This window comes from Desertivirga brevis, from assembly GCF_017355835.1.
This window is the reverse complement of record NZ_JAFEWF010000001.1, coordinates 1,091,302-1,108,833: the sequence shown is the minus strand read 5'-3', so window position 1 is coordinate 1,108,833 and position 17,532 is coordinate 1,091,302. Positions and strand designations below refer to the sequence as shown.

The 17,532-nt window shown below is 39.5% G+C and carries 20 protein-coding genes; 10 read left to right on the top strand and 10 right to left on the bottom strand.

What is annotated here, in order from left to right; all coding sequences use genetic code 11:
- Window positions 1–45: 45 nt before the first annotated feature.
- Entirely contained in the window at window positions 46–1,152 is a 1,107-nt protein-coding gene (locus J4N25_RS04980) for a serine hydrolase domain-containing protein (RefSeq protein WP_207421040.1), read from the bottom strand.
- 47 nt (window positions 1,153–1,199) lie between these two features.
- On the bottom strand, window positions 1,200–2,348 hold the full coding sequence (locus tag J4N25_RS04975) for a helix-turn-helix domain-containing protein (RefSeq protein WP_207421039.1): 1,149 nt from the start codon (window positions 2,346–2,348) through the stop codon (window positions 1,200–1,202).
- Between the two features lie 126 nt (window positions 2,349–2,474).
- On the opposite strand from J4N25_RS04975, the gene J4N25_RS04970 reads away from it, so the two are divergent.
- The 3 genes from J4N25_RS04970 to J4N25_RS04960 are packed head-to-tail and all read left to right on the top strand — an operon-like array spanning window position 2,475 to window position 4,648.
- Window positions 2,475–3,065, top strand: coding sequence for a TetR/AcrR family transcriptional regulator (locus J4N25_RS04970; protein WP_207421038.1), 591 nt, complete (start codon window positions 2,475–2,477; stop codon window positions 3,063–3,065).
- A 43-nt stretch (window positions 3,066–3,108) separates the two neighbouring features.
- Window positions 3,109–3,321, top strand: a complete 213-nt coding sequence (locus tag J4N25_RS04965; protein ID WP_207421037.1) for a hypothetical protein — start codon at window positions 3,109–3,111, stop codon at window positions 3,319–3,321.
- A gap of 52 nt (window positions 3,322–3,373) precedes the next feature.
- The gene (locus tag J4N25_RS04960; protein ID WP_207421036.1) at window positions 3,374–4,648 is read left to right on the top strand and encodes an MFS transporter; all 1,275 of its coding nucleotides are present in this window, start codon (window positions 3,374–3,376) and stop codon (window positions 4,646–4,648) included.
- Between the two features lie 66 nt (window positions 4,649–4,714).
- Here J4N25_RS04960 and J4N25_RS04955 read toward each other — a convergent pair whose 3' ends face one another.
- The gene (locus tag J4N25_RS04955; protein ID WP_207421035.1) at window positions 4,715–5,083 is read right to left on the bottom strand and encodes a hypothetical protein; all 369 of its coding nucleotides are present in this window, start codon (window positions 5,081–5,083) and stop codon (window positions 4,715–4,717) included.
- A gap of 102 nt (window positions 5,084–5,185) precedes the next feature.
- Window positions 5,186–5,923, bottom strand: a complete 738-nt coding sequence (locus tag J4N25_RS04950) for a metallophosphoesterase family protein (protein WP_207421034.1) — start codon at window positions 5,921–5,923, stop codon at window positions 5,186–5,188.
- A 204-nt stretch (window positions 5,924–6,127) separates the two neighbouring features.
- On the opposite strand from J4N25_RS04950, the gene J4N25_RS04945 reads away from it, so the two are divergent.
- Window positions 6,128–6,712: a YceI family protein gene (locus J4N25_RS04945; protein ID WP_207421033.1), complete on the top strand. Its 585-nt coding sequence runs from the start codon at window positions 6,128–6,130 to the stop codon at window positions 6,710–6,712.
- 158 nt (window positions 6,713–6,870) lie between these two features.
- Here J4N25_RS04945 and J4N25_RS04940 read toward each other — a convergent pair whose 3' ends face one another.
- Both J4N25_RS04940 and J4N25_RS04935 read right to left on the bottom strand, forming a co-directional pair.
- A complete protein-coding gene (locus tag J4N25_RS04940; protein WP_207421032.1) occupies window positions 6,871–7,614 on the bottom strand; it encodes a hypothetical protein in 744 nt (247 codons plus the stop codon).
- 87 nt (window positions 7,615–7,701) lie between these two features.
- Complete coding sequence (locus J4N25_RS04935; RefSeq protein WP_207421031.1) at window positions 7,702–8,724, bottom strand: glycosyltransferase family 9 protein; 1,023 nt, start codon at window positions 8,722–8,724, stop codon at window positions 7,702–7,704.
- Between the two features lie 234 nt (window positions 8,725–8,958).
- Between J4N25_RS04935 and J4N25_RS04930 the strand changes: the two genes are divergently transcribed.
- Window positions 8,959–9,153 (top strand): hypothetical protein, encoded by a 195-nt coding sequence (locus tag J4N25_RS04930; protein WP_207421030.1) that lies wholly within the window; start codon window positions 8,959–8,961, stop codon window positions 9,151–9,153.
- Here the strand turns inward: J4N25_RS04930 and xerD are convergent, their stop codons facing one another.
- Window positions 9,154–10,050: a site-specific tyrosine recombinase XerD gene (xerD, locus tag J4N25_RS04925; RefSeq protein WP_207421627.1), complete on the bottom strand. Its 897-nt coding sequence runs from the start codon at window positions 10,048–10,050 to the stop codon at window positions 9,154–9,156.
- 196 nt (window positions 10,051–10,246) lie between these two features.
- On the opposite strand from xerD, the gene aroQ reads away from it, so the two are divergent.
- The 4 genes from aroQ (at window position 10,247) to J4N25_RS04905 (ending at window position 15,154) form a co-directional block, all read left to right on the top strand.
- On the top strand, window positions 10,247–10,660 hold the full coding sequence (gene aroQ / locus J4N25_RS04920; protein ID WP_207421029.1) for a type II 3-dehydroquinate dehydratase: 414 nt from the start codon (window positions 10,247–10,249) through the stop codon (window positions 10,658–10,660).
- Window positions 10,661–10,961: 301 nt separating this feature from the next.
- A complete protein-coding gene (locus J4N25_RS04915) occupies window positions 10,962–13,643 on the top strand; it encodes a valine--tRNA ligase (RefSeq protein ID WP_207421028.1) in 2,682 nt (893 codons plus the stop codon).
- An 80-nt stretch (window positions 13,644–13,723) separates the two neighbouring features.
- Window positions 13,724–14,359, top strand: coding sequence for a hypothetical protein (locus J4N25_RS04910; RefSeq protein WP_207421027.1), 636 nt, complete (start codon window positions 13,724–13,726; stop codon window positions 14,357–14,359).
- 81 nt (window positions 14,360–14,440) lie between these two features.
- On the top strand, window positions 14,441–15,154 hold the full coding sequence (locus J4N25_RS04905) for a hypothetical protein (protein WP_207421026.1): 714 nt from the start codon (window positions 14,441–14,443) through the stop codon (window positions 15,152–15,154).
- A 1-nt stretch (window position 15,155) separates the two neighbouring features.
- Here the strand turns inward: J4N25_RS04905 and J4N25_RS04900 are convergent, their stop codons facing one another.
- Window positions 15,156–15,614 (bottom strand): type I restriction enzyme HsdR N-terminal domain-containing protein, encoded by a 459-nt coding sequence (locus J4N25_RS04900; protein WP_207421626.1) that lies wholly within the window; start codon window positions 15,612–15,614, stop codon window positions 15,156–15,158.
- A 446-nt stretch (window positions 15,615–16,060) separates the two neighbouring features.
- Between J4N25_RS04900 and J4N25_RS04895 the strand changes: the two genes are divergently transcribed.
- Window positions 16,061–16,441, top strand: a complete 381-nt coding sequence (locus J4N25_RS04895) for a response regulator (RefSeq protein ID WP_207421025.1) — start codon at window positions 16,061–16,063, stop codon at window positions 16,439–16,441.
- A 333-nt stretch (window positions 16,442–16,774) separates the two neighbouring features.
- On the opposite strand, the gene J4N25_RS04890 is transcribed toward J4N25_RS04895, so the two are convergent.
- Together J4N25_RS04890 and J4N25_RS04885 are read right to left on the bottom strand one after the other, a co-directional pair.
- The gene (locus J4N25_RS04890) at window positions 16,775–16,915 is read right to left on the bottom strand and encodes a hypothetical protein (protein WP_207421024.1); all 141 of its coding nucleotides are present in this window, start codon (window positions 16,913–16,915) and stop codon (window positions 16,775–16,777) included.
- Window positions 16,916–17,055: 140 nt separating this feature from the next.
- Window positions 17,056–17,472: a c-type cytochrome gene (locus J4N25_RS04885; protein ID WP_207421023.1), complete on the bottom strand. Its 417-nt coding sequence runs from the start codon at window positions 17,470–17,472 to the stop codon at window positions 17,056–17,058.
- Between the last annotated feature and the right edge of the window lie 60 nt (window positions 17,473–17,532).

The window sequence follows — 17,532 nt, the reverse complement described above, 5'->3', positions numbered from 1 at the left end:
ATCTATTAATAACAGCGGGAGGGATTGAACTGATGGTTGCATTTGTTAGTAGATAAGTTTTTCTGCCAGATTTCTAGCCACTGTTGCTGCAGCATCTGTTCCATTATTTCCTAAAATCACCAGAGCCAGATTATTGGACGGAACGAGGTAAATAAAGCTGCGGAAGCCGCCGGTACCTCCGTCGTGTACCAAACATTCTTTCCCATTAACGTCTATAAGAAACCATGCTTTAGTGACCTTGACCTCCGAGTCTGAAAAAGTAACCTCCTTAAGATCCTTGAGCAAAGAAGAAATAGTTGATTTTTCAGGATTCATAATCGCTCGTGCATATCTCAACAAGTCATCCGTACTCGAGTAAATTGTCCCAGCTCCTGCATAGCCGGTTAATTTCCAGTAAGGTGTTTCCCTGCCTTTATCAGTATATCCCTTAGCAAGGTTTTCATCGAAATTGTTACCGGCTTTAGTCCTGTGTAGATCAAGCGGTTTGCAAATGTTCCCCGCCAAATAATCAGCATAGGATCGGCCTGAAGTCCTTTCGATGATTAATCCTGCTACAGCCATCCCGAAGTTGGAGTATTCAAATTTCTCACCAGGTTGACTTTTTAACTTAACGTTCTTCAAAGCCTCATAGACGGAAGTGCTGTCGTAGTTTACGTAAGGATTGGAAGGATCCGAGTCTTTCTCAAATCCCTCAGGAAGCCTTGGCAATCCCGAAGTATGATTTAGAAGGTGCTTGATGGTAACCTTCCGCCCATTTTTCATTAATAAAGGAATATTTGAAGGAAGGAGATTATTTACTGGCTCGTCCAGCTCCACTTTAACCTTATACAACAGATCCATTAGCATAAGTGCCGTAAAAGTTTTGGTTATGGAGCCAATTTCGAAAACAGTATTTCCATTTGGAATTGTTTTAAGACCCTTAATTATTTCACCGTATCCATATTGCCATATCTGATCATCCTTAATGATACCGATGCTTAACCCCGCTGTTGATTTTTTTTCCGCATAGCTTTTGACTATCGAATGAACGATTAGGTCTTGTTCGCTTTTCAAGGGGTTGTTAGTTACTACTGGTTGCGTTTTATCTTTCTCGCAAGAGAACAATACTGGTAGAAGAAGGATAAAAATTAGAATTAAAGATTTCTGGTTCATAGCGATTTTTTTAGGCAATGATCGCTCAAGAAAGAAGTCCTATCGTCCTAAAGTCTAACTTTAGACGTCTTATCTCCCTTTTCAGACTGTTTTTTATACTCAGAAGGAGTTAAACCCGTTGCTTTTTTAAAAACAGCATTGAACGAGGCTTTCGAATTGAATCCACACTCGAGCGCAATGCCGAGTAATGAAAGATGTTCATTGGAGGGGTTTACAACCTGCTTTTTAAATTCGCTAACCCTATAGCTATTAACGAATTCAAAAAAGTTCTGATTCAGCCGGCCATTAATAATTTGAGATAGTTGATTAACAGGTATGCGAACCTCTGCCGAAAGATCCTGGATGCTTAAGTCTCCTTTCAGAAATGGCTTTGACAATTCCATATACTTCAACAACATCTCCAGCTTTTCTTCGATTTGCTCGTGAGTGATAGAAGATCCAGGGTACTTTAATTTTTCCTGGGGTTCAATAAGTGCTTTGCTTGATCCAAAATCATTATCCTTATAGACAATTTTCTGACCTATTCCCCAATAGCCCATCATATACACCAGAACTGGAAAACCTATAGCGTCAAGATTTTTGAAAAGTGAAACATTTAGGAATACTGAAAGTCCCCAAACTGCCCATAATGAAATTACACCAATAACAAGTCTTAGTAACCATCGCAGGTTTATCCTCTCGTCGTAGGAGAAAATCTTTTGAATGTTTTTTTTGTGCCTGATCAGCCTAAAAAGTGATGCGAATATGTAAGCAAGGTTTTGAAAAATAGCGGTAGCGCTAAATAGGTCAGGTTGGGTATCATTAAAACTCTCTTTTATCCACTTGATCTTCACATCGCCGCTATTAAAATAAATGGTAGCGGCTAATAAAGCTAGTAGTACAAGGTAAGGTGCAAAATGGAGGATATGAGCTAGCTTCAACCTGAAAGATGGTTGGGTTAGGCTCTCGACATACAGGAAGAAAAGTGGTCCTAAGGTGAAAATAAAGGGATAGAAGGCTGCAAAGAAGTGAGGGAATTTTAAAATGAGATTACTTGTCATTAAAAAGTCTTCGAACGTAACAAGCGAGAACATCAGGCAAAACAGAGCAAGCAAATTGTTCGAAATGCCAGCCTTGATAGGACTCCGAAAAAGGGCAATACTTAAAATAACCCCTTGAATTACACCAACTGCAACTATAATGGAAGTAAAGTTCATGTGGCGTGAAGATAAAGTTTTAATGAGTGATTTTCTATAAACCTAAATCAGAACTCCATAAAATAAGAAATATTCATAAATATACTATAAGTAAGTGATCGTTCACTTATATTTGCCTTAGAAACTATGCGGACCAGGAACACAGAGAAAGAAGAGCTGGTAAAACAGAAGGCTATTGAGCTCATTGTTAAAGAGGGTTTAGAGAATTTCAGCGTAAACAAGCTAGCAAAAGCTTGCGGAATTTCTGTAGCCACGCTTTATATCTATTACAAAGACAAAGACGATCTAATTGTGAAGATAGCAGTAGAGGGGGCTAAGCAAATGAGCGAAGAAGTTTTGAAAGGCTTCGACCCGGATGCTTCTTTCGAAGATGGTTTACGTCAGCAATGGAAAAATCGCTCAAAACACATGATCGACAATCCTTTGGCAGCTCAGTTGTTTGAAATGCTTAGAGGATCAACCTATCATGAAGAGGTTTATAAAGTAATAGTTGGAGATTTTGCCAAATCAATGGGCATATTCATGAAAAATGCTATCGAAAGAGGAGAAATCGACCCACTGCCTTTAGAGGTTTACTGGTCTGTAGCTTTTGCTCCAATGTATAATTTAGTTCGCTTTCATAACGAGGGTAAAAGTATCGGGGGCAGAAAATTCACCCTTACAGAAGAACTGTTGTGGCAAACTTTTGATCTTGTTCTAAAAGCATTGAAAAAATAGCAAGGCGTTTAGATATCTGGCATTGACTATAAAACCCCTCGTGATGAATAATATCCTTGTTTTCAAAACCAATATACAGTCGGATGAAGACTTACTTACACTCGAAAGCCTACTGAATAGGCTTGATGTGAAGGATTGGAATGTAGACCGGAAAGATATTGACTGCGTTTTGCGCGTAGTAAGTCGCACTATCACAGAAGGTGAGATTGCTTCATTATTAACAGAAGCAGGCTTTTTTTGTGAGGAATTGATGTGAGTCATGCGGCCCACAACACTGTACCTATGAATAATAAATAATCAACCAAACAATGAAACAGACAGACAACAACAACCTGATCAGTTTTTCACCTTATCAAAAACTGGTCATTGCCATACTCGCCCTGCTACAGTTCACTGTAGTACTCGACTTTATGGTTCTATCCCCATTAGGGGATATCTTGATGAAATCTCTACGAATAACACCATCTGGTTTTGGACTTATAGTATCCTCGTATGCTTTTAGTGCTGGGATTAGCGGACTTCTTGCTGCTGGTTTCGCAGACAAATTCGACCGCAAAAAGTTGCTAATGTTTTTCTATGCGGGATTTATTCTGGGTACACTTTTCTGTGGACTGGCTAATTCCTATAAACTTTTGATGGCGGCCCGTATTATAACCGGTCTCTTTGGTGGTGTGATAGGCTCTATCTCACTTGCAATTGTAACTGATCTTTTTGAAATTAATCAGCGTGGTCGAGTTATGGGATTTGTTCAGATGGCCTTTGCTGCCAGCCAGGTACTTGGTATTCCAATCGGAATCTATATCGCTAACTTATGGAACTGGCAGGCCACGTTTCTTATGATCGTTGCCCTTGCAATTCTTATCTACGCTGTGATCTGGCTGAGAGTTAAACCTGTTGATGCACACCTTAAAATGCAATCGAATAAAAGTCCTTTTGTGCATCTGTTACACACAGTAAGTAATAAATCTTATCTGGTAGCCTTTGGGGCTACAGCTTTGCTATCGGTAGGCGGTTTTATGTTGATGCCTTTCGGTAGTGCTTACCTGGTTAATAACATTCATATTTCTCACGAGCAGCTGCCATTGGTATTTATGTTTACGGGTATCGCATCAATTATAGTTATGCCTATTATCGGCAAGATCAGTGATCGTGTCGATAAATTCACTCTGTTTTGTGCAGGCTCAGCTCTCGCTATAGTAATGATCCTCATCTATACAAACCTTAGTCCTGTTCCTTTATGGCAGATCATAGTTATTAATATGATTTTATTCATGGGAATCATGAGCAGAATGATACCGGCAACAGCTTTGACAACGAGTATTCCTGAAATGAAAGACAGGGGAGCTTTTATGAGTGTAAACTCTTCATTACAGCAGATGGCAGGAGGGTTGGCTGCGGTATCTGCCGGACTTATCGTAACTCAGAAAGATGCTAACAGTCCCCTCGAGCATTACGGAACATTGGGTATAGTGGTCTCTCTGGTAATTGTAGTTTGTGCTTTTCTCGTTTACTATGTGAGCAAATTGGTAAAGGCTAAACTTGCAGCTCCTAAAGCGGAAGCAATAGTGCCTGCTATGGAATAAATAAAAAAGAGGCTTTGTCTATAGATACTTAACAAATATAGATAAAGCCTCTTCTAACTTCTGAGGTTAGTCCCTCTTCATTTCCTTCCATTGGGTAAGTAATCCTCCAATAAGCAACCCTGAAATGCCAAGAAATAAAAATGTATTTCTTGCTCTTTTATCCTCTGAGAATCTGCCGATCCAAGGTGCCATGACTGATGCTAAACTGATGGCCACGTCACCTGCAAGGTGAGCTTTAAATGGCAAGACTTTAAACACTCCCCATTCAGATTTAGTTAAAACTGCCGAGCTAAGCATCAGACCACTTAGTACTCTGGCAAACGTTGTTGCTTTTGGATCGTCTTTGAAACGCATAATTTCAGGAGAAAGGGCTGTCAATGGAATATAACTCCATTCGGCTAACCCATGTCCTTTTCTTGAAATAGGTCTGTTCATAGTATATGTTTTTAAGTTGCATTTGACCTGCAATTTCTATTCCGCTTATAGTGCTTCCTGCAGCAATAAATCGAATAATAAGTCTTATACAATTGCTTCAGACTAATATGCTTTTCTTAACCTGTCTGCAAACTCATTAGGTAGGGGACTTTCTTCCACCGCTTTTGCTGCTTTTTCTACATCGTATTCAACTCGGCAAAACTCTACTGTTATGCTATCAGGGTTATCAAGAGAGCTATTTTCGTCTATCGTTAGCATAACATAACAACCCCGCACATCGCCATCTTTTGGCTTTCCTAGGGCTCCTATATTAATGACATGAAGGTGTTGACCTTCAGATTCAATAACGCGGTGGTATGGCTTATGGGTATGTCCACAACAAAAGATGTGAGCACCGCTCTCCTGCATAAGCTCCAATACATATGTCTCATCCAGATCCTCCAACACATACTCGCTAACGCTTCTATTGCTGCCATGTACCAGCATTAAATTGAGCGGTAGATCGTTCTGCTTAAACTCAACCTTGATATGACAGGGCAAGTTCTTAAGATATTGTCTGGAAGTTTCAGTCCCAAGATGATAAGCATAGTTCACTAGTGCTTCCTCATCATTCAAATGCTGATCTACCCGTAGCTTTTTAACCTTTATATCATGATTACCAGCAATTGTTGGAATCTTTCTTCTTCTAATTTCGGCAATGACTTCATTCGGCCAGACATTATAACCTACCAGATCTCCGAGACAATAAATAGCATCGTATTCTTTGGTATCGATATCTTTAAAAAAAGCGTCAAGTGCAGGGAGATTTGCGTGCACGTCGGAGAACAGGACAATCTTCATTAATTATAGGGATTAAAAAAGGCCCACCATTATTAAGTGGCACCAGAAAAATCTTTTGCAAAGAAACTTTTTAAAAATGTATTAGCAAAACCCCTTTTGCAGTTTCTTGACATATGTTAAGAGCACTTCTTGATACATGTCAACGGCCAGGAAGCAGCTCCGGGCTAAATTTGTCTTATTCAAAAACACAGAAAATAACATAAAATGAAAAAGACATTCTTATTAGCTGCAGCATTATTTGTAAATACAGCTCTATTTGCTCAAACTAAGTGGGGCGTTGACGCAGTTCACTCATCGGTGAAGTTTTCAGTAGAACACCTTGTAATTTCAGAAGTTGAAGGTCAATTCAAAAAATTTGACGGAAACATTTTATCCAAGTCCCCCGACTTTAGCAATGCGGAAATTAATTTCACAGTTGATGTTAATAGTATTGATACAGATAACGATTCGAGGGACAAACATCTTAAAAGCGCTGATTTTTTTGACGTTGAAAAGTATCCGAACATGTCTTTTAAAAGTACTTCCTTTAAGAAGGTATCAGGGAACAAGTATTTGCTCGTTGGAAACCTCACCCTTCATGGCGTAACTAAGCCCGTTAAGTTTAACGTAACTTACGGAGGTACAGCAAAAGACGGCTATGGAAACACAAAAGCAGGGTTCAAAGCAGCAGCCGTGATTAATAGATTTGATTATGGATTGAAGTGGAATAGTCTTACAGAAGCCGGCGGAGCAACAGTTGGCAAGGACATCACAATTGATTTGAAATTGCAATTTGCTCAGCAGAAATAAGTGAGGTAAGTATAAATAACCATTCATTAAGAGAACTCTGTCAACAATACACATACTAGTCGCATCCGCGCAGGATGTTGCCGACCTGGATCAAGAAATGCTAGTGTCGTAGATTGGGCATAGTTCTCCCATGATTGGTTTTAATATACCTGGCAAACTTACCTCAGCTTTTTCCCGCCCAGGTTATACACCGCTCCAATTGTAAAAACAGAATTCCCAGCCGTAAGGTATTTTCTATTCTTTAAGCCGAAATTACTTCCAGTTGTATACTGTAGTTGAAAGTTTTCATTCAGACGCATACGTGTGAAAAATATCGGTTCCAGGAAAATGTTGTCTTCCTTAAGTGGGTTTACTCCTGTCATTTCCACCTTATCCATCGTAACATAGCTCATTCTTAAAGCAGTTCCATAGTTCAAAGGAAACTTCTCTCCAAAAAGATTCAGTTTTCTTTTCCTGGTAGAGCTGTAATTCACTTGGACAAAAAACTTGTCGAAAGTAATGTCCTGACTTTCGTAAGGAACTGCACCGTCGTAGGTCAGCTCGCTTAAAACCCTTTTGCTATTTCCTGTTCCCAATCCACCGTAAACCTCGAAGATCCTGTTATTTTCCTTCCCGAATGTTGTGAAATACCCTATGCCTGCTTCCGCCATTTTCTGAGAGAAATCCTTCTTCTCTTTATCTTGACTGATAGCAGATCCATTAAGCATTAGAGCGAAGTTGTCGGTGAAAGCTAAAGCGGTATTAACACTTATGTTGCCTCTTACTGACACATGCCCACTGGCATGCAATTCGCCCCCCTGAGTAAACATAGGAGTATTGGGAACATTAGGCATGTATAGGGAAGAACAGGACGCAATAAAGAGCGTAGAAAGTAGTGGAATTGAAAGAAGAAATTTTCTCATCAGGATAGTTTTAACTACGTCTGTGCAGCTATTAATCAATTGCTAAGCTGTAACATAGTTTTTCGTGTCAAAATTATAGAATGTTTTTTAGTTTGAAATTTCAAATTGAGTTGAAGTAATGCGCGCTTGCTCAAATAAGCTTTTGCTTTCTGAATAAACTAGTTCGAAATCAGGATTATAGATCCATTCAATTGTCTTATGTAGGTCCTTATTCAATGGTTCCCAACGTTTAGGTTCTGTATTAAGGCTGATAACAATACTTGGCACCTTCAAAGCTGCAGCAATATGAGCAACCCCGGTACAGTTTGACACCAGGCTGTGCGACTGTTTTATAAGTGCTGCTACTGCGCCAAGACTTGTTTTTCCTGCCGCAACTACGGCTTCAGATTTCATTCTGGAAATTACATTATTTACTATAGCTAGTTCGTCTTTGGTTCCGGTTACTACCGGAGTTAATCCTTGTTCCGCGGCCAGGTCTGCCAACGTTGCAAAATACTCAGCAGGCCATTGTCTTGCCGTTTCTCTTGAGCCGGGGTGAATACATACGTACTTTCCCACTTCCACCGGTAAGTTGGCGGTTTTCAACTCGTCGAAATCCTGGTTATAAAGAGGAAATTCGAGATCTCTTCCTTTATCCTGAATTCCAAGAGAATTCATTAAAGCAATATGGCGGTCTATTTCGTGAACTTTTTCTGGATAATCTATAAAGTATCCCTTTGATGGAACATATACCCCCTCCTTACAAAAGCCGGCAAGTTGTTTAGCTCCCAATAGCTCTACCATCGGATTAACCAAACTGCCGTTTCCCTGCATTTGTAAAACAAGGTCAAAATCTTCCTGCACCATCCTATTTAAGAATTGTGCAAAACCTGGTGCTGAGAATTCTCTTTCAGGTAAACCTGGATATCCAGGGAATTCCACGAACTTATCAAAGTAATCAGGGAATCTTTCGGGCAAGCTATTAGCCCATGGTAATCCTATTATCGCGATCTCCGAATGAGGATAAGCGGCTCTAAGAGCTCTTATAGCCGGGATGGAGCAGAGTAGGTCGCCTAATTGGAGCGCACGAAAAATTGCAATTTTTTTAACATGGGCAACTGGTAAGATCATGGAGTAAACTTTACACCCGTTAACAATAAAACGGGCAAATAGTTGTGAAATGAGTAATAGTTTTTCACTGCGAATACCCGTTAGTAGGTGTCAAAAATTTAGCTAGCTCTCTACTTTGGCAATAATTCGGAAGTGAAATGATATCAGTATTGAAAATTAACTAAAAGTTATTATAAGAGGTGTTGTGGAACAATTCTTGCGTACATAAGAGATCACATAATGCTAAAACCTGATATGTTACGTAAACCTGCATTTGCAACTACAGTGGTAAATCTTTATATTATCGTATTTTTGATTGTCCTCGAAATAAATATTTCCCACGCTCTAAAGGTAGGTATGCTTTATTTCTCCCCGGTAGTGAGTCTTTGGATGTTCTACACCTTGATTAGTGGATCGAGCTTTCGTGAACCGCATAAACCCATTCTGTAATTAACTTCTCGGATGATACTGGATTATTGTTTGTCGAAGATAATCACTGTCCAGGTGTGTATATATTTCAGTGGTAGTAATACTTTCATGTCCAAGCATTTCCTGAACAGCTCTCAGATCAGCTCCTCCTTCTATTAAATGGGTTGCAAACGAATGCCGGAAGGTATGAGGACTGATGTTTTTATTAAGAGATATTTTTTCGGCTAATTGCTTAATGATCAAAAAAACCATCACCCGGCTCAATGGAGCTCCTCTTCTGTTGAGAAATACAAAGTCTTGGTGATTAGGCTTTATTTTCAAATGAACCCTAATTTCGTCCATATAGATCCTTAAAAGTTTAATTGCTTCTGTTCCTATAGGCACCAATCGTTCTTTGTTCCCCTTCCCTGTAACCTTAATGAACTCTATGTCAAGGTAGAGATTGGATATTTTCAGATCAGTGAGTTCTGATACTCGTAATCCGCACCCGTAAAGAACTTCCAGCATAGCTTTATTTCGCATGCCTTCGGGTGAAGAAAGATCAATGGCAGCAATAAGCTTGTTAATATCATCAATGCTTAATGTATCTGGTAATTTTCGGGTCAGTCGGGGACTTTCAATCAGGGCTGTAGGATCGGTTTTACTAAGATTTTCGATTATTAAGTATTTATAAAAGCCCTTCAAACCCGACAGTACCCGGGCTTGGGAAGGTGGCAGCATACCAAGTTCATTGATCCAACCAAGAAAAAGCTGTATATCCTCGCTTGTTATCTCGTTAGGAGCCTTTCCATTGGTGCTTTCTGCAAACTGGTGAAGCTTTTCCACATCTCGCATATATGCTTCGACACTGTTTGCAGATAAGGAGCGTTCCAACTTTAAATAGTTCTCAAAACCTTTTTTCGTACTTCTCCAATCCATCCCACAAAGAAAATTAAAAAGCATGTTAATCTCAGAATTTTCTTTTATCGGCTGAAGAAGATGCAGGCCTCTTGTTTTCTCATTAGTACTTTAGATTGTTATGCTATTTAAAAAGTTTGTGATTGCCTGGGAAGGGAGCTTACAACACCTATAAATATATATTCTGGTTTTTTCAAAATTTGCTAAGTTTGAACTTATGAAGATACAGATCCTTAATGGTCCTAACTTGAACTTGCTGGGAACAAGAGAGAAGTCAATTTATGGAGAAAAAAGCTTCGATTCTTATTTCGAGGAGTTGAAGTCCAAATACTTGGATATTGAACTGGAGTATTTCCAGAGTAACATTGAAGGTGAATTAATCAATAAAATACATGAAACGGGCTTTAGTTATGATGGGATTATTTTCAACGCAGGCGCGTATACCCACACTTCGTTAGCAATTGCCGACGCCATTGCTGCAATTAAAACCCCCGTAATTGAGGTTCATATTTCGAATGTTTACTCACGGGAAGAGTTCCGGCATAAGTCTATGATGGCAAGAAACTGCAAGGGAGTGATTACCGGCTTTGGTTTAGACAGCTACAGACTAGCTATAGAAAGTTTCCTATGATCAGCGGTTAAACCAACGGATAACCTTGTTAATCATTAGGTAGTTAAATAAGATATTCGTAATTTTCATCGTATGTCTGCCTTTCACGTTATTAATAATATCTGAAATAAGAAACTGGATATCATTCAAATTAGTATAATTCACCTTGCTTTTTTTATTAACATTGGTGAATTATTTTCTCATTCCCTGCAGAGTTCACAACTCTTTTCCTTGCAATTTAATTCACCCTCCTGAATTTTTACCTTTCGCGAGCACCTAGAGTTTACTATTTTTGGAAGCCCAAAAAGGCGGGGCATTCCATATGAGTATTTCTAAAACATACAATCCGAAAGAAACAGAAGATAAATGGTACCAGTATTGGCTTGAGAAAAAATTCTTCAAATCAGTTCCCGACGAGCGCGAACCTTATACTATCGTAATACCGCCACCTAATGTCACCGGCGTATTACACATGGGACACATGCTCAACAACACCATTCAGGATGTTCTTATTCGAAGGGCTCGTATGTTGGGGAAAAATGCTTGCTGGGTTCCTGGAACTGACCATGCTTCGATAGCTACGGAAGCAAAAGTTGTGGCTATGCTCAAAGAGAAGGGGATCGAGAAAAAAGATCTTAGCCGCCAGGAATTCCTTAAGTATGCCTGGGAATGGAAAGAAAAATACGGTGGTATCATCTTAAAACAACTTGAGAAGTTGGGTGCTTCCTGCGACTGGGACCGCACCTCTTTTACTATGGATGAACCACTCTCTGAAGCTGTGGTTGATACCTTCATTCACCTTTATAAAAAAGGTTTGGTTTATCGAGGTGTTCGTATGGTGAACTGGGATCCGAAAGGAAAAACAGCAGTTTCAGACGAAGAGGTTATCCGTAAAGAAGTTAATCAGAAGCTTTATTATATCAAATACAAGGTAGCAGGCGAAGACGACAAATTCATAGTAATTGCCACTACTCGTCCTGAAACCATTATGGCTGATACGGCTATCTGTATCAATCCTGGTGATGAAAGATATACCTGGTTAAAAGGTAAAAAAGTTCTTGTACCATTAATCGATAGAGAAATTCCTGTTATTGAGGATGAGTATGTTGATGTTGAGTTCGGTACAGGATGCTTGAAAGTTACTCCTGCTCACGACTTGAATGACTATGAGCTTGGAGTAAAACATAACCTTCCGGTGATCGATATCCTGAGCGACGACGGAACGTTGAACTCAAAGGCAGAGATCCTGGTTGGGGAAGATCGCTTTGCCGCACGTAAGAAAATTGGAGGTCTGTTAGAAGAGGCCGGACAGCTTGAAAAGGTTGAAGAATATAAATCTCAGGTAGGATTCTCTGAACGTACGGATGCTGTTATCGAACCAAAGCTTTCGTTGCAATGGTTCTGCAAAATGGGAGAGATGGCAAAACCTGCCCTTGACTATGTCTTAGATGGTGAGATCAAGCTGATCCCAGAGAAATTCATCAACACCTACCGCCACTGGATGGAAAATGTGAAGGACTGGTGTATAAGTCGGCAGCTGTGGTGGGGGCAACGCATCCCGGCTTGGTATTTCCAGCATGAGGTGGTTGTTGCCAAAACCAAAGAAGAAGCTATTGATGAACTTCTGAAGGCAGAGGCACGCACCCAAATGTCTGAGCAGCAAAAAACTGATTTCAGATCTGAGGCTTTGAATTCAATTGCACAAGATGAAGACGTGGTAGACACCTGGTTCTCTTCCTGGTTATGGCCTATTTCTGTATTTGATCCTTCTGTATGTGGACATCCTGAAAAAGAAGGAAATGCCGACCTTAATTACTACTATCCAACTAATGACCTCGTAACTGCTCCTGAAATCTTATTTTTCTGGGTAGCAAGAATGATTATGGCTGGACATGAGTTCCGCGGAGAAGTTCCTTTTAAAAACGTTTATCTGACGGGAATTGTGCGGGATAAAATTGGCAGAAAAATGTCGAAGTCCCTAGGTAATTCTCCTGATCCAATTGATCTGATCGAGCAATACGGAGCTGACGGTGTGCGCGTAGGCATGTTACTATGCTCCCCTGCAGGGAATGATCTAATGTTTGATGAGTCGTACTGCGAGCAGGGGCGTAACTTTGCAAATAAGATCTGGAATGCCTTCCGTTTGGTTAAAGGCTGGGAAATAAACGAGGACCTCGAAGCTGTGAATGGCCAAGCGATAGAATGGTTCAGCAATCGCTTCAGTGAAGCTCTTACAGAAATTGAGAGTCACTTTTCTCAATATCGATTGTCTGAAGCTTTAATGGCATGTTACAAATTGGTATGGGACGACTTCTGTTCCTGGTACCTTGAGATGGTTAAACCCGCCTACCAGCAGCCAATAGATAAAGTTACGTATGATGCGACCAAAGGCTTCTTTGAGCATATATTGAAATTGATCCATCCTTTTATGCCATTCTTGACAGAAGAACTGTGGCATGATGAAGAGGTGTTTGGACCAAGAACTGAAAAGGATTGCTGTATTGTTGCAGAATATCCTAAAACTGCTGCAATCAGCGATATAATACTGAAAGATTTCGAAATCGTAAAGCAGGTTATATCAGAGATAAGGAACATCAGAAACAGCAAGCAGATCTCCCCTAAAGAGTCTTTACCATTATCAATAAAGGCAAATTCGGATGTGAGTTTTCCGGATTATCTTCCGGTAATCAGTAAGCTTGCTAATCTTAGCGAAGTTTCATTCGTTGAAGATAAAATTTCAGGAGCAGCGGGATTCATGGCGGGAAGAGATGAATTCTTTGTAGTGCTGGCCGGTAACGTTGATGCGGAAGCAGAACGTGAACGTATCACTAAAGAGCTGGATTACCTTAGAGGATTCTTGAAATCAGTAGATGCAAAGCTTTCAAATGAGCGCTTTGTACAAAATGCTAAACCCGAAATCGTGGATAACGAACGCAAAAAGAAAGCGGATGCGGAAGCTAAGATCACGATCCTCGAAGAGGGCCTGGCAGCTTTGAATGCATAGAGAGAACGAAGGCCAGCTTAGATAATAATCTTAAGCTGGCTTTTATTTTTTATATAACGCAAATTATTAATCTTATCAAATTGAAAAAGAGTTACCTACTTTTCCTGGCCTTATCCTTGGTTGCCTGTCAGGAAGCTAAAAAAACTAAGTCAGAAGTTAAAAAGAAAATTGATCCAAAGGTCCTGGTCTCATGTGAGGGAATAGGTGAGGTGAAACTTTCAGATACTCATAAGTCGCTTGAGGAAAAGTTTGGAAAAGATGCATTAGCAGATCATGAAAATACTATTTACGGAGCGTTCACTACCGTTTGGGAAAATGATCCAAGGCAAGTAAATATTTATTGGAAGGAGAAATCTGCACCGTTTAAAACGATTGAATTTATCGAGGCAGGAACTCCCGGTGCTCCTTACATGACTGCAGATAGTATAACCGTTGGAATGGGGCTTAGAGATCTTGTCAAAAAGAACGGTTCAGTGTCTATCAAATTCTTTAATCTAACTCAGAGCAAGCCAGGCTTAATTACTGGTTTTAATGGCGGTAATATTGAAAAGTATACTCCATGTTTTACTGGTGTCCTTGAGCAAACGAAACTTCAGGTGATCCATAAAGACGAGCTAAAGGAATTTCATAAACAAAAAGAAGTAAATTCTTTCGACCCAATCTTGAACAGGATAGAATATGAACTAGCCGCCATGAGGGTGTTGCGCAAACAATAAGCCGAAAAAAATCTTTAAAAGGAAACTAAATATCAAAGTTTCCCTTTTTTATTTGAAGGTTTAACTACTTTCTTAAGTTATATGGCCAGAAAAAATATTCCAATCACTTTAAAATCGGTTTGCAAACTCCTTCTCCTGAATGTTTCGTTTATCGTTCTTTTGACAGCTTGTAATCAAAGCACTAAGGATCAAACCAAAGGTTCGTCAAAGCAGAAGACTTCCGTAGAGGAAATTAGTCAGGACGAAAATTACATCACTTGTTGGGGAATAGGCCCTCTTGAATTTGGAGATGACCCTGCATCCATCCAGGAGAAAGTTGGAAAAGAGAACGTAAGCATGGATTCCCTTTTTCTTGAGGGGGATTTCGAGCGCTTGATCACTAAAGTTTGGAAAGGCTCTCCAAAAGAAATCTCTATTGTATGGGAAGAGGTTAAAGCGCCCTTTAAAACGATAAAATTGTTCGAAGTTTCCCATCAGAATTCACCCTATAAATTCCATAATGGTATCGGAATCGGAAGCACACTGAAAGAAATTGTAGCATTAAATGGGGAGGAACCGATTAATCTTTATGGCTTTGGCTGGGACTATGGAGGAACTTTCATCGATTTCGGAAAGGGAAAGTTGAAAGGCGACCTGCCCTGCTTCGGAGGTGTTTTTGAACTGCAGACGGAAGTCGGCGATGCTGAGGTTCAACAGGCAATGGGGAATCAGGCAATTACCTCAAACCTCCCTGCTCTTAAAAAATATCCAACGGTGCTCAAGGTGATAAGAGTATCTGAAAAGGGAACAAAATAACCTATTTCCCCGCGTAGCTTGGCAGCTCCTTTATAAACTGATAACTCTTCTGTTCGAAGTCTATCCTACAGTAATAATGATGTAATCCGTTACTAACAAAAAGTAAGGGGACACGGTGAACGATGTTGTACCGCGCGATCTGGTCGAACACATCCTGGGTGATCTTTACTGAGGGAGCTTTACATTCAATCATCAAAATTTTCCCACCACGGTTATCAAACACCACGACGTCTGTACGCTTTTGTAAAGTATTCAAACGAAGACCGCCTTCCAATTTAATTAATGATTTAGGATAGTTCTTTTCACGAATGATATACTGAACAAGATGCTGCCTTACCCACTCTTCGGGGGTCAATACCAGGTATTTCTTTCTGATCTCATCAAATATGAAGTGACAGGAAGATTCCTGTTTTATCTTAAATGGGTATGGAGGAAGATTTAACTGTACCGGCTCAAATATCACTGTTCAAAGTTCCGAATTTTAATGATATTATCCCCGACATTGCACATTATTTAGTTTTTTTTCCTCAAATGCTAAAAAGCTACACATACCTTTCAACAATTTTTCCGAGAAAAATTTGTTACTATTATATTAAAACAGAACAAGTATTTACACTTGAAATAAGAACTGTAAAGGGATTTTTATTGAGTTGGTAAAACTCATTTTAGATTCTAATGTTCCTGTTAAATTATTGTTAAGGGGCTTTTATAGTTGCTCCAGGAAAATAAAGGAAAAGGGCATAGAAATGCTAATTGTTTTATAAACTTAAATTATTTTAATTATGAAATATACTTTGCAGAAGAGTGGTTTCAGGTCCATCATTAGCTCGTATAGCTGTAATTTTTGTGCTAATGTGGTTGCAGGTGTAAAATCAAATTCAATAAACATTAATTATTCTACTGTATATGAAGAAGCGGATCTTGGTGATTGATGATGATAATAGTATTCTGGATGTAGTGAAAGAATCGCTCGAGTACTTAGACTACGAGGTAGAAACAAATTCAACAGGTGAGAACGTTTTCCGATTGATAGAGGAGTATAAGCCGGATTTGATCTTACTGGATTACTTGCTAAATGGGATAAATGGGGGAGAGTTCTGCCATCAGATTAAAACCAATCCTACAACTGCTCATATTCCAGTGATAATGATGTCGGGATTTCCAAAGGTTTTCCTTTCTCTGGGCGATTATAAGAGCGACTATTTTATAACAAAGCCCTTTGATCTAACAGAGCTTTCAGATAAGATAAGCGCTTGCCTTGGTAAAACCACTTTGACTTTGCCATAATCTCAACCTTCGAATGTCGGCCGTTTTATTGAATCAAATGTTAGTCTGTGGTAAGACAAGAAGATGACGGCGAAAGAGTAGAAAAGAAAAAAGGGTCAGACAATTAGTCTAACCCTACATCTACCTATGAAAAACAAATCCTTTTTGGGAAAGGATGCTGTGTATACGGTAAGAAATGTGGGATAGTTACAGGAAAATTAAAATATTTTTAAATAATGCTTTTTTGAGTGGGTAAGTGAATGTGTAAGGGTTTAAAAAGCAAAAAGACAAGAGCCCTTTCGCATAGCAAAAGGGCTCTTGTCTTTTTGTCTGTGGTTAACTTATTTACTTGTTTTATTTTTTCTTTCCATGCTTTGGAGAATCATCTCCTTTTACATCGCTCTTGCCGCTCTTTTCTGATTGGTAAGCTGATTGCCCCTTAGCCGTTTTATCCACTTGCATTTTCGGCTTTTTTACATCTTGCTTCTTACTCATAACTCTTGCTGTTTAAATTCCTGAATAGATGATTTTATCACTTGGGTTTTATTTAAAAGCGAGGGACGAGAGGATTGTTTTGTTAAAGATCAAATTGCATTCATCGAAAGGCGAGGCTTCTATTAATGAAACCAAGGGCCCTATTTAATTGTCAGAATATATTTCACCATCTCTTCGGCATCCCCTTTCGATAAACCTGGATGAGGTGTCATCGGGATATCTCCCCAATTTCCTGCTCCCCCCTGGATTATTTTGTTTGCAAGCATTTCTATATTGGCGGAGGTATTCTCGTATTTCTTAGCCACCTCGGCGTAAGAAGGGCCTACAAGCCTTTCGTGTTCTTTGTGGCAAGAAAGACAATCGGATTTAGCAATTAACTGCGAGCCTTTGGATGATGAGCTGGAAGATGTACTTTCATCAGATGCAGAGGTTTCAGCCGTTGTTGATGAGGTACTTTCGTTTGCAGTGGTACCACTTGAGTTGTTACTGCTTGAATCGGAGCCTCCACAGGCTGCTAGAAAAATAGAAAGAGATAGAACTAAGATGTTGTGTTTCATTTTGGGTTATAATTATGGAGTTTAACCTCCGCTCAAATTTATAATATTTTCATATACAAC